The following is a 23238-nucleotide window of genomic DNA, read 5'->3' as shown; positions in this document are numbered from 1 at the left end:
CGCCTGCGCGCCCTGCGCCCGCTGCCGGCCGGCACGCCGGCAGCGGGCGCAGGCTGGGTGGCGGCGTGGAACGAGGTGACCGGCCTGCTGGAGGAGGCCCGGCACACCCTCGCCGGCCTCGCCGCGGCGGACGCGGCACGGGCAAGGACGGCCATGGCGGGGCTCATCGGCGACGAACGGTTCCTCGACGCGCTGGTGTGCGATGAGCCGGCCCTCTACCGCGACCTGCGGCGCGGGGCCAAGGGCGGCAGGACGCGCCGGCAGCTCGCCGCCCGCCTCCAGCGGCTGGCGGCCTCGTGCGAGACGACCGGCTGCTACGGGCCGATCGGCTACGGCACCGTCGAGCCCGGCGCCGTCGGCGGCTACACCTGGAAGGGACATCGCGAGCTCGCCCGGCGGGTGGCCTTCCCGGCCGCGCGGGTGGGCGAGGCGCTGCAGCAGCGCCTCCTGGCCGATCCCGGGCTCGTGGCAGGGCTGGTGCCACGGCGTACGACCTGGACGGGGGAGGCGCACGACGGGGCCGCCTTCGCCGGCCACTGCGACGGGCGCCGCACGCTGGCCGAGATCGCCGAACAGACGGGCACGGGCATGGAACGGGCCTCGGCGGCGCTGGCCGTGGCGGTCCGGCGCGGCCTGCTCACCCACGACCTCTGCCCACCCGCCACCGTCCGCGACCCTCTGGGCTGGCTACGCGACAGCCTGGCCGCCAAGGGGCTGCGGCCCGGCTCTGCGCCCGGGCGTGGCCTGACGGTGAAGGGCGTCCGGCGCACCCTCGCCGAGGGCGCGGACGTCTGCGAATGCGGCCTGGCGGCCGGCCCGGCTCCCGACCCCCGAGGTGCCACAGGACCTGCGGGCGGTCCTGTTACGGGCGTCCGGGGCGCCGAGGGGTCTGTGGACGGTCCGATTTCCGGTGTCCGGGGCGCCGAGGGTCCAGGCGGCGGACGGGGGTCCGACGCCGGTGATGCTGCGGGGCCCGTGGGCGGGGTGGGGGTCGATGCGGGTGGTGCGCTCGGAGCCGGAGGTGGGGTGCCGGGGGAGGCGGGGGCTGCTCGATGTGGGCATGGGGGGGGGGAGGCGGCTGACGTGCCACCAAATGTGACGCCGGGTGTGATGCCGGATGTGACGGAATCTGCGGGGAGTCGTGGTGGGGAAGGTGCCGGGGCGCGGGAGGTGCGCGGGCGGGGGCGTGCAGGGGGGCCGGGTCAGGGCGGGCGGGGGTTCGTGACGCCGGCGGGTGTACCCGTGCAGCGGGAACGGGTTCTCATCGGTGGCCGGTCAGGGAGTGAACCACCGCTGGTGCGGCGCGTCGAGGAGATCAGCGAGCTGCTCGGGCAGTACCCGGCGGCCTCGCCGGACGTGAAGCTGGCCGTGCAGCGCCGGATCGAGGCGCTGACCGGCACCGTGCGGCGCGACGAACGGGTGATCGTGCACGAGGCCGCCGCCGGCACACTACGGGTCACCGCCGGCGGCGGGCTGGCGGCCGACCTGCGCGGACGCATGCGCTGGGTGCTCGACCTGCTCGCCGAGGAGGCCGAGCTGACCAGGACGCGGACCAACCGGCTGGTGGCCGGGCGGCTCGGCGCGGGCACGTTCGAGCTGGCCGACGCGCTGCGGGCGACCGGCGACCTGCGGATCGACCACAGCGACAGGCTCACCCAGCGCATCGCCGCCCTCGTACGCGACGAGCCGGCCGGGTCCCGCTCGCTCGACCTCGCCGGACTGCTCGACGAGCCCGCCCCGCCCGCCGCCCCCGTGCTCTGCTCGGCCGACGTCATGGTCGCCGCCGCCTCGCTGGAGGCGTACGAGGAAGGAGTGACCCCGCTGGTCCTCGACCGGCTGCACGACGCGGTCCTGCTCACGCCGTGGGAGACGCAGTTCCACGAGGACGGCGCGGCCTGCCTGGCCGGACGGGACGCGGAGATCAGGCGGGCGCTGTCCGGCTTCACCGTGCTGAACGTCATCACCCATCGCTCCGACGGCGCGCCGCCGCCGGAGCTGCCCGGCCCCGTGCTGGAGCTCGGCGGGGCGACGGCCGGCCCCGGGCGGCGGCGGATCGGGCTCGACGAGTTGTACGTCCACAGCGACGGCCGGCGCGCCCTCCTGTACGCCAAGGGTACGAAGGAGCCGCTGCTGCTGCACAACGGCGAGCACGACACCGCGCTGCACACGGCCCTCGCCCTGCCCAGGATCCGGCTGCCCCGGCTCGGCGACCTGCCCCGCGTGCCCCGGCTGACCTGGGACAACGTCGTCATCTCGCGCCGGCGCTGGCAGGTGGGGCGGGCCTCGTTCGACGCGCTCGGACAGGCCGACGACGACCGCGGGCTGCTGGTGGCGGCGGCCCGGCTGCGTCAGGTCCACGACCTGCCTGCCGCCTTCTACGCCCGCTCGGGCCGCGAACGCGAGCCCTTCTACGTCGACACGCGCTCGCCCGCACTGCTCGAAGGGCTGGCCCGGCTGGCGGCGGCGGCCGACCGCGTCACGATGACCGAGGTGCTGCCGGGGCCGGACGAGTGCTGGCTGCGTGACGGGGACCAGCGGTTCGCGGCCGAGCTGCGCTGCGTGTACCTGCGCCGGGCCGGCGCCCCCGCGAATCGGCCGGTGGAGCGCATCACCGACGTCTCCGCCGTGCCGGACGGGCGCGCCCCGCAGGTGGCCGGCAGTGCCAGGTCGCGGCCGGCGCACCCCTACCCGTGGCCGGGCGCGGACGGCTGACGGACCTGCCCGTTGTTCCCCGGCGGAAAATCGGTTGCCGGGGTGGGGAGGGGGCTGGTGTAATCCCGGGCTGAAGCAGTTCACGACCCCACAGGAGGCCCGCGATGCGGGAAACGTTCATGTTCCCCCAGCTCAGCGAATCCTCCTATGCAAAGGGCATGACGCTTCTTGAGACCGTCCGACTCCAGGACCTCATCCTCTGACACCTCACTCCTCCACCTGCTGCGCCCCGGACGGCGGCCCGCCGCCGCGCTGACCGGCGCGGTCGCCGCGGTGACCGCCCTGCCGCTGGCCGCGCCGCAGATCACCCGCCGCTTCGTCGACGACGCCATCGCCGGCGCGAGCATCCGGCACCTGACCATGATCGCGCTCGGCTACCTCGGGCTGGCCGCCGGAGGCCAGGCGGCCCGCATGCTGACCGCGTGGCTGGCCAGCCGGCTCGCCTGGGACGGCAGCAACCGCCTGCGTGAGCGGCTCACCGAGCACACGCTCGGCCTCGACCTGGCCTTCCACGGCCGGCACACCCCCGGCGAGCTGATCGAGCGGGTGGACGGCGACGTCGTCGCGGTGGCCGACTTCGTCGTGGCGTTCCTGCTCGACGTCGTGGCCGGCGTGCTGCTGCTGGCCGGCGTGGTCGCCGTCGTGTTCACCGTCGACTGGCGCATCGGGGCCGTGCTGCTGGCGTACTGCCTGCTCATCGGGTACGGCATGGTCAGGGCACAACGCCTGGCCGTCCCCTCGGCGGCCGGTTCGCGGGCCGCGAACGCCACGCTGACGGGCGTGCTCGAAGAGCGCCTCGCGGGCGCCGAGGACCTCAGGGCCAACGGCGCGGGCGAGCACACCGTACGCCGGTTCCACCAGACGAGCGCCGCGGTCCTGCGCGCCGAGCGGCACGACGCCCGCGTCGGCACCACCCTGCTGGCGGGCACCTCGGTGGCCTTCGCCGCCGGGACGGCGATCATGCTGGGGCTGGCGGCCTGGACCATGGAGACCGGGGCGCTCACGGTGGGCACCGCCGTGCTGCTCTTCCAGTACACGCTCATGGTACGGGCGCCGTTCGAACGGCTGATCGACCAGATCAGGCAGTACCAGGCGGCCCTGGCCGGGCTGTCCCGCATCGCGGGACTGCTGGCCGAGCGCCCGTCGCTGATCCCCGGCACCCGCCCGCTGCCCGCCACCGGCCCGCTCGGCCTGCGCCTCGACGGCGTCGGGTTCTCCTACCCCGGCGACGACGAGCGGGTGCTGTCCGGGATCGACCTCACGCTCGCGCCCGGCGAGACGCTCGGCCTGGTCGGGCGGACCGGCAGCGGCAAGACCACGCTGGGCCGGCTCGTCCTTCGCCTGCACGACCCGGACGAGGGCGCCGTGCTCGTGGGCGGCGTGGACCTGCGCGAGGCGGACCCGCACTCGCTGCGGGCCAGGATCGGCGTGGTCACCCAGGACGTGCAGCTCTTCGCGGCCAGCGTCAGGGACAACCTCACGCTGTTCCGGCCCTCGCCAGGGGACGAACGGCTGCGCGCGGCGCTCGGAGCGGCCGGGCTCGCGGAGTGGGCGGACGAGCTGCCCGACGGGCTCGACACCGAGCTGCGTACGGTATCCGCCGGGCAGGCGCAGCTCCTCGCGTTCGCCCGCGCCTTCCTCGCCGACCCCGGGCTCGTCGTGCTGGACGAGGCGTCGAGCCGGCTCGACCCGGCCACCGAGCGCCGCATCGAGGACGGCGTCGCCCGCCTGCTGCACGGCAGGACCGGCGTGATCATCGCGCACCGCCTGTCGTCCCTGGCGAAGGTGGACAAGATCGCGGTGCTCGACCACGGCAAGATCGTCGAGTGCGGCCGCCGCGCCGACCTCGCCGCCGACCCGCACAGCCGCTTCGGCCGGCTGCTGGACCTGGCGGGGGTGAGCCGATGAGGCCGGTGACGCGGGTGGCCACCCGGCTGGCCACGTTCGACCTGCGCCGGTACGTGATCGGGGCGCTGCTGTGGCTGCCGGTCCACGTGATCCCGCTGGCCGGCGGGCTCGTCCTGCGGGAGGTCTTCGACGGGATCAGCGGCCACCGGCCGGCCGCGCTGGAGGCGACGCTGTGGTGGTGCGCGGCGTTCGTGGGGGTCGAGGTCGTGCGCGGGGTGGTGATCATCGTCGCGTGGACGTACGGCGTCTACTGGTGGAACGCCGCCGCGACGCTGCTGCGCGGCAACGTCCTGCGCTCCGTCCTCACCGCGCGCGGCCCCGCCGCCGCGCGGCTGCCGCACTCCTCCGGCGACTCCGTGGCACGGATGCGCGACGACGTGGCCGACGCGGTGGACTTCACCGACGAGAGCGTCAGCCTGGCCGGCACCACGCTGTTCGCCCTGGCCGCCGTGCCGATCATGGCCGCGGTCGATCCCGTCGTCACGTTCGTGCTGGTGCTGCCGATGATCGCGGTCGGCGTGCTGAGCCGGACGATGCGGCGCACGATCGCGCGGCTGCACCGGCGGGCCCGGGTGCTCGGGGCGGCCGTGACCGCGTACGTGGGGGAGGTCTTCGGCGGCGTACTGGCGATCAAGACCGCCGGGGCCGAGGACGCGGCGCTGGAGCGGCTGCGCGAGCACAACCGGCGGCGGCGCGACGCCGCCGTCAGGGACCGGATGGCGACCGACCTGCTCGACGCGGCGACCACCACGACCGTCGAGCTCAGCATCGGGCTCGTTTTGCTGCTCGCCGCGCCCGCCATGCGCGGCGGCGAGTTCACCGTGGGCGACCTCGCGCTGTTCACCAGCTACATCGGCTGGCTCACCGCGCTGCCCCGCTCGATCGGCACCCTGCTCTACCGGCTGCCGCAGGCCGCGGTCGCGACCGAGCGGCTCAGCGGGATGATGGCGCCGCACGAGGACGCGGACGATCTGGTCAAGGGCACCGAGGTGTGGCTGCGCCGCGACCCGCCGCCCGCCGCGACCCCGCCGCCGCACGCCGACCGGCTGCGCGTGTTCGAGGCGCGCGGGCTGAGCGTGCGCGGGGTGCTGCACGACGTCGGGCTGCGCGTCGAGCGGGGCTCGTTCACGGTCGTGACCGGGGCCGTGGGGTCGGGCAAGACCACTCTGGTACGCGCCCTGCTCGGCCTGCTGCCGCTGGACGCGGGCACGATCTCGTGGAACGGCGTGCCGATCGAGGACCCGGGCACGTTCCTCGTCCCCGGGCGGACGGCGTACGCGGGCCAGGTGCCCCGGCTCTTCTCCACCGGGCTCGGCGAGAACCTGATGCTCGGGCGGCCCGGGGACGCCCGGCGGGCGCTGGAGCTGGCCGTGTTCGAGCAGGACCTGGCCGAGATGCCCGCCGGGCTGGACACGCTCGTCGGGCCGCGCGGGATGCGGCTGTCCGGCGGGCAGGCCCAGCGCGTCAGCGCCGCCCGCGCCCTCGTACGGGAGCCTGACCTGCTGGTCGTGGACGATCTGTCGTCGGCGCTGGACGTCGAGACCGAGCGGCTGCTGTGGCAGCGGATCGCCGGGAACGGCCCGGAGACCGTGCTGGTCGTCTCCCACCGGCAGGCCGCGCTCGAACGCGCCGACCAGGTGATCGTCCTGGACCGGGGGCGGGTCGCCGGGCGGGGACGGCTGACCGAGCTGCTGGAGACCTGCCCGGAGATGCGGCGGCTGTGGCACGCGGAGCTGATCGCGGAGGCGGAGGAACGGACCGGTGACTGAACGAGCGGGCCGCTGGACGAACGGGCGGCCCCGGCGCGCAGCACGCTCTGCGGGCTGGCGGTGCGGGGCGAGCGGGGGAGAGGTGGTGGCCGAGGTTGTCGGTGGGAGGGGGCACCATGGATCTGTGACAACAAGCATCACGCCGAGCATGACCGGGGTCGCGGAGCTGGTCGAGCTGGTCTCCCGGGGCCGGGTGGCTGTGCTCAGCGGGGCCGGGCTGTCGACCGAGTCGGGCATTCCCGACTATCGGGGGCCCACAGGGCGGGCCAGGCGGGCCGAGCCGATGACCTACCAGCGTTTCGTGGGCAGCGCGGAGGCGCGGCGGCGCTACTGGGCGCGCAGCCACGTCGGCTGGCGGCAGATCGGCCTGGCCCGGCCCAACGACGGTCACCGGGCCGTGGCCGAGCTGGAGCGCCGCGGGCTGCTGGCCGGCATCGTCACCCAAAACGTGGACGGCCTGCACCAGGCGGCCGGCGCCCGCCGGGTGATCGAGCTGCACGGCGGGCTCGACCGCGTCGTCTGCCTGTCCTGCCGCGAGCGCACGCCGCGCGCCGAGCTGGAGCGGCGCCTGCGCGCGGCCAACCCGGAGTGGGAGGCGGCGGCCGGCCAGATCAACCCCGACGGCGACGCCGTGCTCACCGACGCCCAGGTGGCCACGTTCCGCGTGGTCGACTGCACGGGCTGCGGCGGGCTGCTCAAGCCGGACGTGGTCTTCTTCGGGGAAAACGTTCCGGGGCCGCGGGTCGACGAGTGCTTCGCGGTCGTGGGCGGGGCGCGGGCGCTGCTGGTGCTCGGGTCGTCGCTGGCGATCAGGTCGGGGCTGCGGTTCGTGAGCAGGGCGGCGGCGCTCGGCATCCCCATCGCGATCGTCAACCAGGGCCCGACCGGCGCCGACGCCGACGCCGCGCTCACCGTTGACGCCCCGCTCGGCCCGACCCTGACCCACGTCACGGCCCGGCTCGCGACCTCCACCTGACCGGCCTTCCGGCACGGCTCCGCCGCGGGGGTCGCGGCGCGGAGGGCCGGACACCCTGAGGCCGGCGGCACCGATGGAGCCGGGGTGCTGTGGGGTGCCGGGGGCGGGGGAGAATGGGGGCATGGCTTCTCGTGCGTGTCCCTGCGGCCTGCCCGGCACCTACCAGGACTGCTGCGGCAGGCTGCACCGCGGTGACTCGGCCGCCGCCACCGCTGAGCAGCTCATGCGGTCGCGGTTCAGCGCGTTCGCCGTTGGGGACGAGGCCTACCTGCTGCGCACCTGGCTGCCCTCCGCCCGCCCGGCGGGTTCCGTCCAGGACCGGCGGGTGAAGTGGACGCGGCTGGAGGTGCTGGAGAGCAGCGGGGGCAGCGTCGTGCACACCGAGGGCACCGTGCGCTTCCGCGCCCACTACCTCGACCGCGGCCGCCCGGGGGAGATGGAGGAGCACAGCAGGTTCGTCCGGTACGAGGGCCGCTGGGTCTACGCGGGCGCCCTGTAACACGTCACGTCCTGCGACCGGAAAAGCGTCACAAACCGCAGCCGACCGGGCATCACGGTCTGCGGCCAACGGGGCATCACGGTCTGGCGGCCGGGTGGCACGACTGCGGCCGGCGCGGCGTCACGGCTTGCGGCCGACGGCTCCCACGAAGGTGTGGTAGGTGATGCCGGGTGCCGCGCGGTCCTCGGTGCCGGGGCGCCATTCGGGCAGCGGCACGAGGCCGGGCTCCACCAGCTCCAGCCCGTCGAAGTAGGCCAGGATCTCCTCGCTCGTCCGCCAGCGACCCGTGCCCAGCGTCTCGTTGAAGATCTTCTCGGCCGCGTACGCCTGCTTCGACACCTCGGGATGGGCCAGGCCGGGATTGTGGAAGCAGGAGACGGCCAGATGGCTGCCCGGCGCCAGGCGCGCCATCATGGCGCGAGTGATCCCGGCCGGATCGTCGTCGTCGGCCAGATGGTGCAGGATCGCGAACATCAGCAGTCCCACCGGCTGGTCGAAGTCGATCACCCGCCGGATCTTCGGATGGTCCAGGATCCGCTCCGCCTCGCGCACGTCGGCCTCGACGACCGTGGTGGAGTCGTTCACGGCGAGCAGGGCGCGGGCGTGGACCAGGACGGTCGGGTCGTGGTCCACGTAGACGACCCGGGTGCCCTCGGCGGCCGACTGGGCGATCTCGTGCACGTTGCCCTGCGTGGGCAGGCCGGAGCCGAGATCGATGAACTGGCGGATGCCGGCCTCGGCGGCCAGGTGGCGGACCACGCGCCCGAGGAACTCGCGGTTGGCGCGCCCGGACTCACGGGCGTCGGGGGCGATCTCGAGCGCCTTCTGCGCCATCATGCGGTCGGCCTCGTAGTTGTCCTTGCCGCCGAGCATGTAGTCGTAGACGCGGGAGACGTTGGGCTTGGTGGTGTCGATGCCCGCCGGGCCCCGCTCCCGTTCGTTGTCGGCCACCGTGGGCTCCTTCGGGGGACGTCAGCTCGCATGATCATAATGCCGAAAGTGTGGAAATTTCGGGAAATGAGCGTGGCACATTAGAGCACGAAAGCCAGGGCGCGGGAAAGGATCGCGACCGCGGTGCGCGGGCGGTCACGCGGACTCGCGGATCACCAGCTCGGTCGGCAGGATCACCGGCTCGACGTGCTCGGCCCCGTCGATGAGCGCCAGCAACAGCCGCATCGTCGCCTGCGCCATCTCGGCCAGCGGCTGGCGGATCGTGGTCAGCGGCGGATGCGTCGAGACCGCCACCGAGGAGTCGTCGAAGCCGCCCACCGCCACGTCGTCCGGCACCCGCCGCCCGGCCGCGCGCAGCGCCGCGAGGGCCCCGGCGGCCATCAGGTCGGAGGCCACGAAGACGGCGTCGATGTCGGGTGTGCGCTCCAGCAGCTCCGTCATCGCCCGCTCGCCGCTGGCCTGGGTCCAGTCGCCGTGGGCGATCAGCTTCGAGGTGGCCCGGCGGCCGAGCACGTCGGTGAAGCCCTCCAGGCGCTGGATGCCGCCCGGCGTGTCCATGGGGCCGGTGATCATGGCGATGCGCCGGCGGCCGAGCCCGACGAAGTATTCGGTCATCTGGCGGGCGCCGAGGCGGTCGTCGGCGGTGGCGTACGGGATGACGGTCTCGCGGCCGATGACGGCGCCGCAGGAGACGGCGGGCGGGCCGCTCTGCAGCGCGTCGAGCAGCGGGTCGCCCGCGTGGGTGGAGACGAGCAGCACCCCGTCGGCGTGGCCGCCGCGCACGTAGCGCACCACGCGCTCGCGGTCGGCCTCGTCGCCCGCCATCATCATCACCAGCGACAGATCGTGCTCGGCCAGCATCCTGATCGCCACCCGGATCAGCGTGCTGTAGTTGGGGTCCTCGAAGAGCTTCTCGTGGGGCTCCGACATGACCATGACGACCGAGCCCGTGCGCTGGGTGACCAGGCTGCGGGCGGCGCGGTTGACCGTGTAGCCGGTCTCGGAGATGGCCCGCTCGATGGCCACCCGCGCCTTCGGGCTGACGTATTTGTCGCCGTTGAGCAGGCGGGACACCGTGCCGCGGGACACGCCCGCGGCGGCGGCGACATCGTGGATGGTAGGGCGCTTCACTTGACGGCTCCGGAGGACAGATCGGTCTTCCAGTATCGCTGCATCGTGAGGAAGAGCGCGATCAACGGCACGATCGACAGGAAGGCGCCCGTCAGGATCAGGTTGTAGAGCGTGGGCTGGTTCGCCCCCGCCGCCAGCAGCGTGTAGAGGCCCACCGTGAGCGGGAACTTGCCGTCGTCTCCGAGCATGATGAACGGCAGCAGGAAGTTGTTCCAGATGGCCACGAACTGGAACAGGAAGATCGTCACCATGCCCGGCACCATGAGCGGCATGGCCACCCGCCGCAGCAGGTGCCACTCGCCGGCCCCGTCGATGCGTCCCGCCTCCAGCAGCGAGTCCGGGATCGCCGCGGCGGCGTAGATGCGGGCCAGGTAGATGCTGTACGGGTGCAGGATCTGCGGCAGCAGCACGGCCCAGTGGCTGTCGGCCAGGCCGATCTTGGAGAAGAGCAGGTACTGCGGGATCGCGAGCACGACCGCGGGCACCAGGATGCCGCCGATGAGCAGGTTGAAGATGGCGTCGCGGCCGGGGAAACGGTATTTGGCCAGCGTGTATCCGGAGACCGCCGAGACCGCGGTCGACAGCAGCGCGCCGCCGCCCGCGTAGAGCAGGGTGTTGCCCGCCCAGAGCCAGAACACCCCGTCCCGGTAGGCGAACAGCTCCCCGACGTTGTCGAAGAAGCCGGTGCCGAACGCGAGCGTCGAGGTGCTGAACAGCTCGGCGGGCGACTTGGTCGCCGCGATCAGCACCCAGGCCACGGGGAACAGGCAGTAGAGCGCCCCGATCAGCAGCAGCGCGGTCGGCACCAGCCCGGCCGGCCCCCTGGAGCCGGCGCTGGCGCGGCGGCGGTGTGCGGTGGCGGCGGTGACCGTGGCCATCAACCCTCCCCGAAGGCGCGGTTGCGGACCACGCGCAGGAACCCGAAGGACAGGACGAGCGAGATCGCCGCGATGACGATCGAGGTGGCGGCGGCCGAGTACAGGTCGCCGGTGACGAAGGCGTCGCGGTAGACCTTCATGAGCGGGCTCCACGTGGAGCTGATCGTGTTGGTCAGCGGGCGCAGGGTGGTGGGCTCGGTGAACACCTGGATGGTCGCGATGATCGAGAACACGGTGGTCAGGATGATCGCCGGGGTCAGGATCGGGATCTTGACGCGGACGGCGATCTGGAACTCGGAGGCGCCGTCGAGGCGGGCGGCCTCGTACAGGTCGCGGGGGATCGCGCGCAGCGTGGTGTAGAGCACGAGCATGTTGAAGCCGACCCCGCCCCACACCGCCACGTTCGCCATGGAGTACGTGACGGTGGTGGCGCTCAGCAGGTCCACGTCAAGGACCTGCCGGATCGGGCTGAGCGAGGGCAGGTAGAGGAAGCCCCACAGCAGGGTGGCCGCCACGCCCGGCACCGCGTACGGCAGGAAGATCGCGATCCGCGAGAAGCGGGCCAGCCGCACCCGGGCCGAGTCCAGCAGCAGCGCGAACAGCAGCGCCAGCCCCAGCATCACGGCCAGCACCAGCGCGCCGTAGCCGAGCACCCGCAGCCAGCCCTGCCACAGCTCGGCGTCGGCCAGGGCGGCGGCGAAGTTGTCGAACCCGACGAACACCTCCCTGCGCGCCCCTCTGCCCAGCCCCAGCCCGGACACCTTGGTCCTGCGCATCGCCAGGTAGACGGTGTAGCCGATCGGCACCGCGAGGAACAGCGTGAACAGCACGATCGCGGGGGTCAGGAAGAGGTACGGCCACAGCCCCCTCTGCGAGCGCTTCATGACGCGAGCTGGAAGCCGGCCTTGCGCATGTCCGCGACCGTGGCGTCCTGCATCGACTGGATGGCGGCGGAGAACGGCGTGCCGGCCTGCAGCGCCTTGTCGAAGCCGTCCTTGAAGGCGTTGTACGTCACGCCGACGTTCGGTCCGAAGGTGAACCCGCGGGCGCCTTCCGAGACGGTGGCGGCCTGCTGCCAGAAGTCGGGCTGGTTGGCGAAGTAGTCGGGGGCCGCGCCGAGCGCCGACTGGGCCTTGGTCGCCGCCGGGTAGATCGCGGCCTCCCTGACCAGCAGCTCGATGGCGGCGGGGTCGGTGTTGAGCCAGGTGGCGAACTGGGTGGCGGCGGCCTTGTTCGGCGTCTTGGCCGACACGGCCGTGGACGAGCCTCCCCAGAAGCCGCTGAAGCTCTCGCCGGCGTTCCACTGCGGCAGCGGCGCGACGGCCCACTTGCCCTTGCCCTTGGGCGCGTTGCTGGACAGCACGCCCGGCGCCCAGACGGCGGACGGCCAGGTCAGCAGCTTGCCGTCGTTGAGCGCCTTGTTCCACTCGGGGGTGAAGTACGGCATGTCGTCGATGACGCCCTCCTTCACCAGGCCGCCCCAGTAGTCGGCGACCTTCCTGGTGGGCTCGTCGGCGATGTCGACCTTCCACGACTCGCCGTTGATCGACCACCACTGCGCCCCGGCCTGCTGGGCCAGCCCTGTGAACGCTCCCGGATCCTTGCTGGAGAACGTGCCGAGATAAGCCTTCGGATCCTTCTTGCGCAACTGCCTGGCCGCCTCGCCGTACTCCTGCCAGGTCGCCGGCACCTTGAGGCCGTGCTTGTCGAACAGGTCCTTGCGGTAGAAGAGCATCATCGGGCCGCTGTCCTGCGGGATGCCGTAGACGGCGTCGGTGCCCAGCGTCACCAGCTTCCACAGTCCCTCGGTGAACTCGCCCTTGATCGCGCCGGTCTCGGCCTTGATGTCGGCGACCGCGTCGGCGGCGATGAAGGAGGGAAGGTGCTGGTACTCGGCCTGCACCAGGTCGGGGGGATTGCCCGCCTTGGCGGCGGTGAGGTACTTGGCCGCCGCGTCGTCGCCGCCGGCCTGCTTGCTGACCGTGACCTGGATGTCCGGGTGGTCCTTGTTCCAGACGGCGGCGATCTTGTCCATGTTCGGGGCCCATGCCCAGTACGTGAGCTTCACCGGCCCCTGCGGGGCGGCCGCGGGGCTCTGCGCCGCCTCGGGGCTCTCGGCGGCGGGCTCGCCCGACCCGCAGCCGGTGAGGGCGGCCGTGAGGACGACGGCCAGGGCTGCTCCAAGGCGGTTGGCGCGCATTGCGTACCTCCAGATGGTTCTGTGAACGTGCACAGAGTGGAACAGCCCGGAAACACCCGTCAAGGGGTTGTTACGTTCTCGTTAATGTCCTGAAGGATCGCCCTATCGCGAGAAATTTCCGCCCGCCGGTTCCCTGTACGGCCGGGTGGGTCATACTGTGCACGTTCACAGAAGTTTTCCAAGGGGGATGGATGTATCCGGAGCGTCCTGCCGGAATCGCCTATGGCGGCGACTACAACCCGGAGCAGTGGCCGCGCGAGGTCCTGGAAGAGGACGTGTCCCTGATGCGCGAGGCCGGGGTCAACCTGGTCAGCCTCGGCATGTTCTCGTGGGCGCTGATGGAGCCAGAGCCGGGCCGCTACGCGTTCGGCTGGCTGGACGAGGTCATCGACCGGCTGCACCGCGCCGGCGTGGCCGTGGACCTGGCCACCCCGACCGCGGCCCCGCCCGCCTGGCTGGTGGCCGAGCACCCCGACGTGCTGCCCGTGACCAGGGAAGGGATGCGGATCGGGTTCGGCGGCAGGCAGAGCGCGTGCTCCAGCGCCCCCGCCTTCCTGGAGGCGACCGGGCGGCTGGTGCGGGCACTGGGCGAGCACTACCGGGGCCACCCCGCCGTGGTCATGTGGCACGTGCACAACGAGTACGGGGCGCCGCTCGGCGAGTGTTACTGCGAGCACAGCGTGGCCGCCTGGCGCGGGTGGCTCGAAGCCACGTACCGCGACGTCTCCGCGCTGAACGAGGCGTGGGGCGGCACGTTCTGGGGCCAGACCTACACCGACTGGTCCCAGGTCGACGCGCCCCGCGCCAACCACACGACCGTCAACCCGGCCCAGCGCCTCGACTACGCCCGCTTCAGCGACGGCCAGCACCGCGCGCACTACGCGCTCCAGCGCGACATCCTGCGCGAGGTGGCCCCCGGCGTCCCGGTGACCACGAACTTCGCCGGCACGGTCAACTGCAAGTCCACCGACCTGTGGCAGTGGGCCCGCGAGCTGGACGTGATCGCCAACGACCACTACCTCCAGGCCGAGCGGCCCGACAACCACATCGACCTGGCCATGTCCGCCGACCTCGCCAGGTCGGTGGCGGGCGGCGAGCCGTGGATGCTGATGGAGCACTCGGCCGGCGCGGTCAACTGGCAGCCGCGCAACCTCGCCAAGCGGCCGGGCGAGATGCGCCGCAACAGCCTCGCGCACGTGGCGCGCGGCTCGGACAGCGTGCTGTTCTTCCAGTTCAGGGCCTCGCGGTTCGGGGCGGAGAAGTTCCACTCCGGGATGGTGCCGCACGCGGGCGCGGACTCCGAGCGGTGGCGCGAGGTGGTCCGGCTGGGCGCCGACCTGCGCCGGCTGGCCGGGGTGCGGGGGAGCCGGGTGCGGGCCGAGGTCGCGATCGTCTGGGACTGGGAGTCGTACTGGGCGCTGGAGCTGGAGTGGCGGCCGTCGGTGGACCTGAGGTTCAGGGAGCGGGTGGACGCCTTCTACGAGGCGTTGTGGCGGGAGCACGTCACGGTGGACTTCGTCCACCCTTCGGCTGATATTTCGGGGTACCGGGTGGTGGTCGCGCCCAGCTCGTACCTGCTGACCGAGGCGTCCGCCAAGAACCTGCGCCAGTACGTGGAAGCGGGCGGCAACCTGCTCGTGTCGTACTTCTCCGGCATCGTGGACGAGCACGACGCCATCCACCCCGGCGCCTACCCGGGGGCGCTGCGCGAGCTGCTCGGCCTGTCGATCGAGGAGTTCCACCCCCTGCGCGCCGGCGAGACGGTGGAGTTGACCGATGGCGGCGCCGCCCGGATCTGGTCGGAACGGGTCCGGCCCGCGGGCGCGACGACGCTGCGCGGCTTCGCCTCGGGACCCGACACGGGACACCCCGCCTTCACCCGCCACGACCTGGGCGCGGGCGCCGCCTGGTACCTCGCCACCGCCCCGCTCACCGGCCTGCGTGACCTGCTCGCCCAGGTGCTCGCCCACGCGGGCGTCTCCCGCCCGCACGGTCTCCCCGACACTCTCGAACTGGTGCGCAGGGGCGACCACGTCTTCCTGATCAACCACGGCGACCAGGCCGTCACGGTCGAGGGGGTGAGCGGCGTGAGCGTGTTCGACGGCGTACGGCACGACGGGCCGGTCACCGTCGCGGCCGGGGACGTCGTGGTCGTCGTGCCATCCCCCCACCCCTAGGGAGACCCGATGAAACGCATCCTGATCACCCTGCTGTTACTCATCGCCCTGGCCGCCTTCCCGGCGGCGCCCGCCTCCGCCCAGGCCGGGCCCGGCCGGCTCCCGATCAGGGGCGCCGACGTCTCCAGCCTGGCCAAGTCGGAGGCGTACGGCGGCGTCTACCGCGACGCCCGCGGGCGCAGGGGCGACGCGCTGGCCATCCTGTCCGGGGCCGGGCTCAACTACCTGCGGCTCAAGGTCTGGGTCAACCCGGCCGACGGCTACAACACCAAGGCCAGGGTGCTGGCCATGGCCAGGCGGATCAAGGCGCAGGGCATGCGCCTGCTCGTCGACTTCCACTACTCCGACACCTGGGCCGACCCGGGCAAGCAGTTCAAGCCCGCCGCCTGGGAGTCGCTGCCCTTCGACGGGCTCAGGCAGGCCCTTTCCGACCACACCTTCGACGTGCTCGACGCGCTGCGCCGCCAGGGCACCACGGCCGACATGGTGCAGATCGGCAACGAGATCAACGGCGGCCTGCTCTGGCCCGACGGCTCCAACGCCGACTGGACCAAGACGGCCGCCCTGCTCAACGACGGCTACGACGCCGCCAAGCGGGTGTCCCGCTCCACCAAGGTCGTGCTGCACCTGGCCGACGGCGGCGACAACGGCCTCTACCGGTGGTGGTTCGACAACGCGCGGGCCCACGGCATCCGCCACGACGTGATCGGCATGTCCTACTACTCCTTCTGGCACGGCACGCCGGAGAGCTTCCAGGCCAACATCAACGACGTGGCCCTCCGGTACGGCAAGCCCGTGGTCGTGGTCGAGACCGCCTACCCCTTCACCACGGAGGACGACGACGGCTGGCCGAACATCATCACCGCCGCCGAGCCGTACCCCGGCTACCCGGCGACCCCGCAGGGGCAGGCGGCGATGCTGGCCAAGGTGGCCGACATCGTCCGCGCCGTGCCGAACGGCCTCGGTCTCGGCCTGTTCACCTGGGAGGCCACGTGGACCGGCGTGCCGGGCAACGGCTGGGACCCGGCCGACCCGGCGTCGGGCAACGGCTGGGAGAACCAGGCCCTGTTCGGCTACGACGACCGGGCACTCCCCGCGATGGCGGTGCTCGGCCGCCGCTGACCCTGGCGCGGGCGCGGCCGGTGACGGCGGCGCCCGCTACGTCAGGCGCCGAGCCGGGCATGATGAGCGCATGATGATCTCAGCAGACGAGCTGCTCACCACGACCAGAAGTGTCCGCAAGCGCCTCGACCTCACCCGCCCGGTCCCGCTGGAGCTGGTCAGGGAGTGCCTGGAGATCGCCCTCCAGGCGCCCACCGGAGGCAACTCGCAGGGCTGGCACTGGGTCGTGGTCACCGACGCGGACAAGCGCGAGGCCATCGGCGACTACTACCAGCGTTCGTGGCGCCACTACTACGAGTCGGGCACCTCGGCCCGGCGGCTGTTCGCGGACGACCCGGAACGGGCGGCGACCCAGCAGCGCGTCTCCGAGAGCGCCGGCCACCTCGCCGAGCACATGGGCGAGGTGCCGGTGCTGGTGATCGGCTGCATCCGCGTGCCCGGCGGCCTGCCGCCGGGCAACCAGGCCGGGCTGTGGGGCTCGCTGCACCCGGCCGCCTGGAGCTACATGCTGGCCGCCCGCTCCCGTGGCCTGGGCACCGCGTGGACGTCGCTGCACCTGGCGTACGAGAGCGAGGTCGCCGAGCTGCTCGGCATCCCCGACGACGTCCGGCAGGGCGTGCTCATCCCCACCGCGTACTACACCGGCGAGACCTTCAGCCCCGCCAAGCGTCAGCCGCTGGAGGAGGTCCTTCACGTGGATCACTGGTAACGGATCACTGGTAACGGATCACCGGTAGCGATCACCGGCAGCGATCACTGGTAACGGCCGCGCGGGGCGGGCAGAGTAGGGGCCTGAACCCACGGTGAGGGAGGGCCCCCTGTGAACGACGCTGTGAACGCCTTGCCGCTGCTGCCGACGTCCCTGGTCGGAAGCTACGCCCAGCCCGAATGGCTGATCGACCGCGCCCGGCTGGCCGGCCGGTTCCCGCCGCGCGTGCGGGCCGCGGAGCTGTGGCGGATCCCGCCCGACCGGCTCGCCCAGGCCCAGGACGACGCCACCGAGCTGGCGATCAGGGCGCAGGAGCGGGCCGGGCTCGACATCGTGACCGACGGGGAGATCCGGCGCGAGAGCTACTCCAACCACTTCGCCACCGCCCTTGAGGGGCTCGACCTCGACAACCCGGGCACGGCGCTCGACCGCAGCGGGCATCCCAACCCCGTGCCGCGCATCGCCGGGCCGATCCGCAGGCCCCGCCCGGTCGAGGTCGACGACCTGCGGTTCCTGCGCGCCCACACCGACCACGTGGTGAAGATGACGGTGCCGGGGCCGTTCACGATGAGCCAGCAGGCGCAGAACGACCACTACCCCGACGCCGAGGCGGCCGCGATGGACTACGCGGCGGCGGTCAACGCCGAGATCCGCGACCTGTTCGCGGCCGGGGCCGACATCGTGCAGATCGACGAGCCGTACATGCAGGCCAGGCCGGACGCGGCGCGGGCCTACGGCCTGGCGGCGCTGAACGCGGCGCTCGACGGGATCACCGGCATGACGGCGGTGCACATCTGCTTCGGCTACGCGGCGATCATCCACGAGCGGCCCGAGGCGTACTCGTTCCTGCCCGAGCTGGCCGGCTGCCCGGTGAAGCAGGTGTCGATCGAGACCGCGCAGTCGGGGCTGGACCTCGGCGTGCTGTCCGACCTGAAGGACAAGACGGTCATCCTCGGCGTGATCGACCTGTCCACGCCCGACGTGGAGCCGGTGGAGGTGGTGGCGGGACGCGTGCGCAAGGCGTTCTCGTGGACGGCTCCCGAGCGGATCGTCATCGCCACCGACTGCGGGATGAAGTACCTGCCGAGGGAGTCGGCCGAGGGCAAGATGCGGGCCATGACGGGCGCGGCGCGGCTGCTGCGTGACGAACTGGGCGTGTCCTGAAATTTCCGGATACTTCGCGCGCGGATCGGGGCGGTCCCTTTAAGATCATGGCGCCAGCAGGATCATGGCGCCCACGCCCCGAACCGTCGCAAGGAGCTCCCCGTGCCCGAGAGCGAGCAGCAAGGCGCGCCCCGCGGTATCGACACCAGCAAGCCGAGCGTCGCCCGTGTCTACGACTACATCCTCGGAGGCAAGGACAATTACGCCAGCGACCGCCGCGTGGCGGCCGCGATGCTGGAGATCGCGCCGGACGCGCCGCAGGCGGCCGCGTCCAACCGCAGCTTCCTGCGCCGCACGGTCCGGCACCTGGCCGGTGAGGTGGGCATCCGCCAGTTCCTGGACATCGGCTCCGGGCTGCCCACACAGGGCAACGTGCACGAGGTCGCGCAGTCCGTCGCACCCGGGGCCCACGTCGTGTACGTCGACAACGACCCCATCGTGCTCGCCCACGGCCGGGCCCTGCTCGCCGTGGACGAGTCGACCACGATCATCGAGGCCGACGCCCGCGAGCCGGAAGGCATCCTGGACGACCCGCGCACCCGCGCGCTGATCGACTTCAGCGAGCCGGTCGGGCTGCTGCTGTTCGGCATCCTGCACCACCTGTCGGATGCGGAGGACCCGGCCGGCATCGCGGCCCGCCTCATCGGCCCGCTCGCTCCCGGCAGCCACGTGGTGATCTCGCACTTCCAGAACCCGGGCCAGGCCCACCCCGAGGTGGCCGAGCAGGCCGTCAGCGCGGAGCGGGTGTTCAACGAGCACCTGGGCACGGGCCGGTGGCGCACCCGCGAGCAGATCCTCGCCTTCTTCGACGGGCTCGAACTGCTGGAGCCCGGCCTGGTGCCGCTGCCCGAGTGGCGCCCCGAGCCGGGCGAGGAACTGCCCGAGCTCGGGATCACCTATCACACCTTCGCCGGAGCCGTGGCCCGCAAGCCGTAGCCCCCCGCTCAGCGCTGGGAGGCCAGCGCTGGGAGGTCAGCGCTGGGAGGTCAGCGCTGGGAGGTCAGGCGGGCAGCTTGTTCGCGGCGACCACGTCGCGGTACCAGTGGGCGCTGTCCTTCCAGGTGCGCTCCATCGTGTCGCGGTTCACCCGGACGATGCCGAACCGCTTGGCGTACCCGTGGGCCCACTCGAAGTTGTCCATCAGCGACCACACGAAGTACCCCCGCACGTCCGCCCCGCCCGCGATGGCCTCGTTCACGGCGCTCAGGTGGCGGTGCAGGTAGTCGACGCGGTCGGCGTCGTGCACGAGCCCGTCGGCGGAGACCGGGTCGGGGAAGGCGGCGCCGTTCTCGGTGATCATCGTGGGCATGTCCGGGTAGTCGCGTTGCAGGCGCAGCAGCAGCTCCGTCAGCCCGGTCTCGTCGATGTTCCACCCCATCTCCGTGTACGGCCCCGGCTGCCGGACGAACTCGACGTCCTCGCACGCGATCCACGGCGACGCGGCCCCGTCCTGGTGCCCGTCGGCGGTCTCTCTGGCGCTGGCGCCGTCCCAGGCGCGGACCAGCGTCGGGTTGTAGTAGTTGACGCCGAGCACGTCCAGCGGCTGGCAGGCGGCGGCTTCGTCGCCGTCGCGCACGAACGACCAGTCGGTCACCGCGGCGGTGTCGGCGATCAGGTCGCGCGGGTAGGCGCCCTCCAGCATCGGGCCGAGGAAGGCCCGGTTGGCCAGCGCGTCGGCGCGGCGGACCGCGTCGGCGTCACGGTCGGAGACGCCGCGCACGTGGTGCAGGTTGAGCGTGACGGACATCTGCGCGTCCTTGGCGGCGGTCGAGCGCAGCGCCTGGACGGCCAGGCCGTGGCCCAGGTTGAGGTGGTGCAAGGCGGCCAGCGCGGCGGCGGGCTCGGTCCTGGCCGGGGCGTGCACGCCGGAGGCGTAACCCAGGTAGGCCGAGCACCACGGCTCGTTCAGGGTGATCCACGTCCGTACGCGGTCGCCCAGCGCCTCGCCCATGAGCCGGGCGTACTCGGCGAAGCGCGCCGCGGTGTCGCGCTCGGGCCAGCCGCCCGCGTCCTCCAGCTCCTGCGGCAGGTCCCAGTGGTAGAGCGTGGCCACGGGGGCGATGTCCCTGGCCAGCAGGCCGTCCACGAGCCGCTGGTAGAAGTCGAGGCCGGGCCGGTTCACCGCGCCCTGACCGCCCGGCTGCACGCGCGGCCAGGAGATGGAGAAGCGGTAGGCCCCGACGCCGAGCGCGCCGAGCAGGTCGAGGTCCTCCTCCAGCCGGTGGTAGTGGTCGCAGGCCACGTCACCGGTGTCGCCGCGCGCCACCAGGCCCGGCGTGTGGGAGAAGGTGTCCCAGATGGACGGCCCGCGGCCGTCCTCGTTCCAGGCTCCCTCGACCTGGTAGGCGGCGGTGGCGGTGCCCCACAGGAAGTTCTCGGGGAAGGCGGTCATGTCACTCCTTGGCGGTGAGGCTGATCTCGATGTGGTCGGTCCCGGGCGCCGCGGCGGCGTGGGTCCCGGCGTGGCACAGGTTCCAGGGGGCGGGGGCGCCCTCGATACGGCGGGCGCGCAGGCGCGAGCCCTCTCGGGACACCTCGAACACGGCGGCCGGCCGGCCACCCGAATCGGTGACGGTGACGGTGGTGCTCTCGCCGTCGGCCGGCTCGTGGACGTTGAGGGTGACGCCGTCGGCGTAGTCGTAGTCGGGCCGGTCGTCGCGGGCGCCGGTCGCGATCACCGCGCCCGGCCTGACCAGCAGCGGCAGGCTGTCGAACCCGTGCCGCTCGGTACGCCACCCCGGGCCGGTGACGCTCTCCCCGTCGAGCAGCCGCGTCCACGTGCCGGCGGGCACGTAGTAGGTGACCTCGCCGTCCGCCGACAGCACCGGCGCGACCAGCAGGTCAGGGCCGAGCAGGTACTGGGCGTCCAGGTGGGCGCAGGCCGGGTCGCCGGGGAAGGCCAGCGGCATCGCCCGCATCATCGGCAGGCCCTCCCGCGCGGCCTGTACGGCGGCGCCGTACAGGTAGGGCATCAGCCGCGCCTTCAGCCGGGTGAAGGCGCGCAGCACGTCCACCGACTCCTCGTCGAACAGCCACGGCACCCGGTAGGAGCCGCTCCCGTGCAGCCGGCTGTGCGAGGACAGCAGCCCGAACGCGACCCACCGCTTGAACACGGCCGGGTCGGGACGGCCCTCGAAGCCGCCGATGTCGTGGCTCCAGAAGCCGAATCCGCCCAGGCCCAGCGACAGCCCGCCGCGCAGCGACTCGGCCATCGCCTCGAACGTGGACTCGCAGTCGCCGCCCCAGTGCACCGGCAGCCGCTGCCCGCCGACCGTGGCCGAGCGCGCGAACAGCACCGCCTCGCCCGGGCCGCGCCGCTCGGCCAGCACGTCGTGGACGGTCTGGTTGTAGAGCAGGCTGTAGTAGTTGTGCATCCGCTCCGGGTCGGAGCCGTCGGCGTAGGCGACGTCGGTCGGGACGCGCTCGCCGAAGTCGGTCTTGAACGCGTCCACCCCCAGGTCGAGCAGCCCTCTCAGCTTGCCCGCGTACCACTCGCGAGCGGCCGGCGAGGTGAAGTCCACCAGCGCCCTGCCCGCCTGCCAGTGATCATCCTGCCAGACCGTCCCGTCCGGCCTGCGCAGCAGGTGCCCCGCGGCGGCACCCTCGTCGAACAGCGCCGACGCCTGCGCGATGTACGGGTTGATCCACACGCACACGCGCAGCCCGCGCTCCTTGAGCCGGCGCAGCATGCCCTCGGGGTCGGGGAAGACCTCGGGGTCCCACTCGAAGTCGCACCACCGGTACCGCCGCATCCAGAAGCAGTCGAAGTGGAAGACGCTGAGCGGCAGGTCCCGCTCGGCCATCCCGTCCACGAACGACGTCACCGTGGCCTCGTCGTAGTCGGTGGTGAACGACGTGGACAGCCACAGCCCGAACGACCAGGCGGGCGGCAACGCGGGGCGGCCGGTCAGCGCGGTGTAGCGGCGCAGCACGTCGGCCGGCGTCGGCCCGTGGATCACGAGGTACTCCAGGTCGTGCCCCTCGACGCTGAACTGCACCCGTGACACGCTCTCCGACCCGACCTCGAACGACACCCGGCCGGGATGGTTGACGAACACCCCGTAGCCCCGGTTCGTCAGGTAGAAGGGGACGTTCTTGTAGGCGATCTCGCTGCTGGTGCCGCCGTCCTCGTTCCAGATGTCGACGGACTGGCCGTTGCGCACGAGGGGGCCGAAGCGCTCGCCGAGGCCGTACACGAGCTCGCCGGAGCTCAGGCGCAGTTGCTCGACCAGGAAGTGACGGGAGTCCTGGTCGTTCATGATGCCGAGGCTCTTGCCCGCGCTGCGGGTCAGCTCGCGCCCTCCGGCGCTGAACGACAGGTCCCAGGGCGCGTCCCGGCCCGCGCGGACGGTGAGGGCGCCGCTGGTCAGGCTCACCTGTCCGGCGTCCACGGAGACCTCAACCCCGGGGTGGTCGTCCCGCACGTCGAAGACGGGGGCGGCGGGCACCGATCCGGCCAGGTGCACCACGCGGACGCGGACGACGTCCGGCATCGGCGAGGACAGGTCCACCCGCAGGACCGGCCCGTCGATGGTATTGCCACGGCGGACGATCTCCCTGGTCGGGGCGAGGATCCGGACCGACCCCGGCTCGGTGGTCACGTCGTGCGCGGAGGTGGCGTAGTCCGCCCGCACCCCTGGACGCATCCGCCAGTAGCCGTCTTTGAACTTCATCTCGATCCGTTCTCGTGTCAGGGCAGGCGGCGCAGCGCGGCGACCGCGCGGGGCGCGAGGGTGACGGCGTCCTGGGAGGGCGCCGCGGTCAGCAGCTCCTCGGCCGCGTGCTGGAGCGGCACCCGTACGGTGGTGGCGCCGTGGTTCAGCAGGAACAGGACCTCGCCGCGGCGCACGGCCTCGACGCCGGGCGGCAGCTCGGGCACCGCCCCCTCCACGCCCGCGTCGGCCAGCACCCGCGCGGCCAGGGCGCCGAGCGCGGCGGGCTCGGGCATGGTGCCCACGTACCAGGCGATACCTTCGCCGGCGCGGTGGCGGGTGACGGCGGGGCGGCCCGCGAGGTCGTCGTCGGTGAACTCGGCCACCGCC

The 23238-nt window shown here is 72.8% G+C and carries 17 protein-coding genes and 1 pseudogene; 10 read left to right on the top strand and 8 right to left on the bottom strand.

All coding sequences use genetic code 11. From position 1 onward, the window contains the following. The 5 genes and pseudogenes from ABFX54_RS50470 to ABFX54_RS50450 all read left to right on the top strand — a co-directional run. Positions 1–2712: pseudogene (locus tag ABFX54_RS50470) on the top strand (hypothetical protein); the annotation flags it as partial. A gap of 168 nt (positions 2713–2880) precedes the next feature. Next, the gene (locus ABFX54_RS50465) at positions 2881–4620 is read left to right on the top strand and encodes an ABC transporter ATP-binding protein (protein WP_346114350.1); all 1740 of its coding nucleotides are present in this window, start codon (positions 2881–2883) and stop codon (positions 4618–4620) included. Continuing rightward, complete coding sequence (locus ABFX54_RS50460; RefSeq protein WP_346114349.1) at positions 4617–6389, top strand: ATP-binding cassette domain-containing protein; 1773 nt, start codon at positions 4617–4619, stop codon at positions 6387–6389. Before ABFX54_RS50465 ends, ABFX54_RS50460 begins: the two co-directional genes overlap by 4 nt. A gap of 148 nt (positions 6390–6537) precedes the next feature. Further along, positions 6538–7365 (top strand): NAD-dependent protein deacetylase, encoded by an 828-nt coding sequence (locus ABFX54_RS50455; protein ID WP_346114352.1) that lies wholly within the window; start codon positions 6538–6540, stop codon positions 7363–7365. A 121-nt stretch (positions 7366–7486) separates the two neighbouring features. Then, entirely contained in the window at positions 7487–7864 is a 378-nt protein-coding gene (locus ABFX54_RS50450; protein WP_346114348.1) for a YchJ family protein, read from the top strand. A gap of 120 nt (positions 7865–7984) precedes the next feature. Here ABFX54_RS50450 and ABFX54_RS50445 read toward each other — a convergent pair whose 3' ends face one another. The 5 genes from ABFX54_RS50445 to ABFX54_RS50425 form a co-directional block, all read right to left on the bottom strand. Continuing rightward, positions 7985–8815 carry an SAM-dependent methyltransferase gene (locus ABFX54_RS50445; protein WP_346114347.1) on the bottom strand — a complete coding sequence of 277 codons (831 nt, stop codon included), beginning with the start codon at positions 8813–8815 and terminating at the stop codon, positions 7985–7987. Positions 8816–8950: 135 nt separating this feature from the next. Continuing rightward, positions 8951–9946: a LacI family DNA-binding transcriptional regulator gene (locus tag ABFX54_RS50440; protein WP_346114346.1), complete on the bottom strand. Its 996-nt coding sequence runs from the start codon at positions 9944–9946 to the stop codon at positions 8951–8953. Next, positions 9943–10824, bottom strand: coding sequence for a carbohydrate ABC transporter permease (locus ABFX54_RS50435; protein WP_346114345.1), 882 nt, complete (start codon positions 10822–10824; stop codon positions 9943–9945). The genes ABFX54_RS50440 and ABFX54_RS50435 overlap by 4 nt, the downstream gene beginning before the upstream one ends. After that, a complete protein-coding gene (locus ABFX54_RS50430) occupies positions 10824–11708 on the bottom strand; it encodes a carbohydrate ABC transporter permease (protein ID WP_346114344.1) in 885 nt (294 codons plus the stop codon). Before ABFX54_RS50430 ends, ABFX54_RS50435 begins: the two co-directional genes overlap by 1 nt. Beyond that, complete coding sequence (locus ABFX54_RS50425; RefSeq protein ID WP_346114343.1) at positions 11705–13024, bottom strand: ABC transporter substrate-binding protein; 1320 nt, start codon at positions 13022–13024, stop codon at positions 11705–11707. Before ABFX54_RS50425 ends, ABFX54_RS50430 begins: the two co-directional genes overlap by 4 nt. Before the next feature lie 191 nt (positions 13025–13215). Between ABFX54_RS50425 and ABFX54_RS50420 the strand changes: the two genes are divergently transcribed. The 5 genes from ABFX54_RS50420 to ABFX54_RS50400 all read left to right on the top strand — a co-directional run bounded on the left by ABFX54_RS50420 (position 13216) and on the right by ABFX54_RS50400 (position 19132). Continuing rightward, positions 13216–15201, top strand: coding sequence for a beta-galactosidase (locus ABFX54_RS50420; RefSeq protein ID WP_346114342.1), 1986 nt, complete (start codon positions 13216–13218; stop codon positions 15199–15201). A gap of 9 nt (positions 15202–15210) precedes the next feature. Then, complete coding sequence (locus tag ABFX54_RS50415; RefSeq protein ID WP_346114341.1) at positions 15211–16323, top strand: glycoside hydrolase family 53 protein; 1113 nt, start codon at positions 15211–15213, stop codon at positions 16321–16323. 70 nt (positions 16324–16393) lie between these two features. Beyond that, positions 16394–17032: a nitroreductase family protein gene (locus tag ABFX54_RS50410; protein ID WP_346114340.1), complete on the top strand. Its 639-nt coding sequence runs from the start codon at positions 16394–16396 to the stop codon at positions 17030–17032. 111 nt (positions 17033–17143) lie between these two features. Continuing rightward, positions 17144–18196 carry a uroporphyrinogen decarboxylase family protein gene (locus tag ABFX54_RS50405; RefSeq protein WP_346114339.1) on the top strand — a complete coding sequence of 351 codons (1053 nt, stop codon included), beginning with the start codon at positions 17144–17146 and terminating at the stop codon, positions 18194–18196. Positions 18197–18298: 102 nt separating this feature from the next. Further along, positions 18299–19132, top strand: a complete 834-nt coding sequence (locus tag ABFX54_RS50400; RefSeq protein ID WP_346114338.1) for an SAM-dependent methyltransferase — start codon at positions 18299–18301, stop codon at positions 19130–19132. A 64-nt stretch (positions 19133–19196) separates the two neighbouring features. Here the strand turns inward: ABFX54_RS50400 and ABFX54_RS50395 are convergent, their stop codons facing one another. The 3 genes from ABFX54_RS50395 to ABFX54_RS50385 all read right to left on the bottom strand — a co-directional run. Continuing rightward, positions 19197–20588, bottom strand: coding sequence for a GH1 family beta-glucosidase (locus ABFX54_RS50395; RefSeq protein WP_346114337.1), 1392 nt, complete (start codon positions 20586–20588; stop codon positions 19197–19199). A 1-nt stretch (position 20589) separates the two neighbouring features. Then, a complete protein-coding gene (yicI, locus tag ABFX54_RS50390; protein ID WP_346114335.1) occupies positions 20590–22869 on the bottom strand; it encodes an alpha-xylosidase in 2280 nt (759 codons plus the stop codon). Between the two features lie 17 nt (positions 22870–22886). Continuing rightward, on the bottom strand, positions 22887–23238 hold a 352-nt coding region (locus ABFX54_RS50385), incomplete at its 5' end, for a Beta-galactosidase C-terminal domain (protein ID WP_346114334.1).

Origin of the sequence: Nonomuraea maheshkhaliensis (assembly GCF_039529435.1) — a bacterium.
Lineage (GTDB): Bacteria > Actinomycetota > Actinomycetes > Streptosporangiales > Streptosporangiaceae > Nonomuraea > Nonomuraea maheshkhaliensis.
Note: the sequence above shows the minus strand (reverse complement) of the source record. Positions and strands in the feature narration are given on the sequence as shown.

What these genes read in the sequence shown, in the direction of transcription:
- ABFX54_RS50450 (WP_346114348.1), top strand. Translation starts at nt 7,487, where the DNA reads ATGGCTTCTCGTGCGTGTCCCTGCGGCCTGCCCGGCACCTACCAGGAC.
- ABFX54_RS50410 (WP_346114340.1), top strand. Translation starts at nt 16,394, where the DNA reads ATGATGATCTCAGCAGACGAGCTGCTCACCACGACCAGAAGTGTCCGC.
- ABFX54_RS50455 (WP_346114352.1), top strand. Translation starts at nt 6,538, where the DNA reads ATGACCGGGGTCGCGGAGCTGGTCGAGCTGGTCTCCCGGGGCCGGGTG.
- yicI (WP_346114335.1), bottom strand. Translation starts at nt 22,869, where the DNA reads ATGAAGTTCAAAGACGGCTACTGGCGGATGCGTCCAGGGGTGCGGGCG.
- ABFX54_RS50420 (WP_346114342.1), top strand. Translation starts at nt 13,216, where the DNA reads ATGTATCCGGAGCGTCCTGCCGGAATCGCCTATGGCGGCGACTACAAC.
- ABFX54_RS50395 (WP_346114337.1), bottom strand. Translation starts at nt 20,588, where the DNA reads ATGACCGCCTTCCCCGAGAACTTCCTGTGGGGCACCGCCACCGCCGCC.
- ABFX54_RS50435 (WP_346114345.1), bottom strand. Translation starts at nt 10,824, where the DNA reads ATGGCCACGGTCACCGCCGCCACCGCACACCGCCGCCGCGCCAGCGCC.
- ABFX54_RS50415 (WP_346114341.1), top strand. Translation starts at nt 15,211, where the DNA reads ATGAAACGCATCCTGATCACCCTGCTGTTACTCATCGCCCTGGCCGCC.
- ABFX54_RS50430 (WP_346114344.1), bottom strand. Translation starts at nt 11,708, where the DNA reads ATGAAGCGCTCGCAGAGGGGGCTGTGGCCGTACCTCTTCCTGACCCCC.
- ABFX54_RS50460 (WP_346114349.1), top strand. Translation starts at nt 4,617, where the DNA reads ATGAGGCCGGTGACGCGGGTGGCCACCCGGCTGGCCACGTTCGACCTG.
- ABFX54_RS50425 (WP_346114343.1), bottom strand. Translation starts at nt 13,024, where the DNA reads ATGCGCGCCAACCGCCTTGGAGCAGCCCTGGCCGTCGTCCTCACGGCC.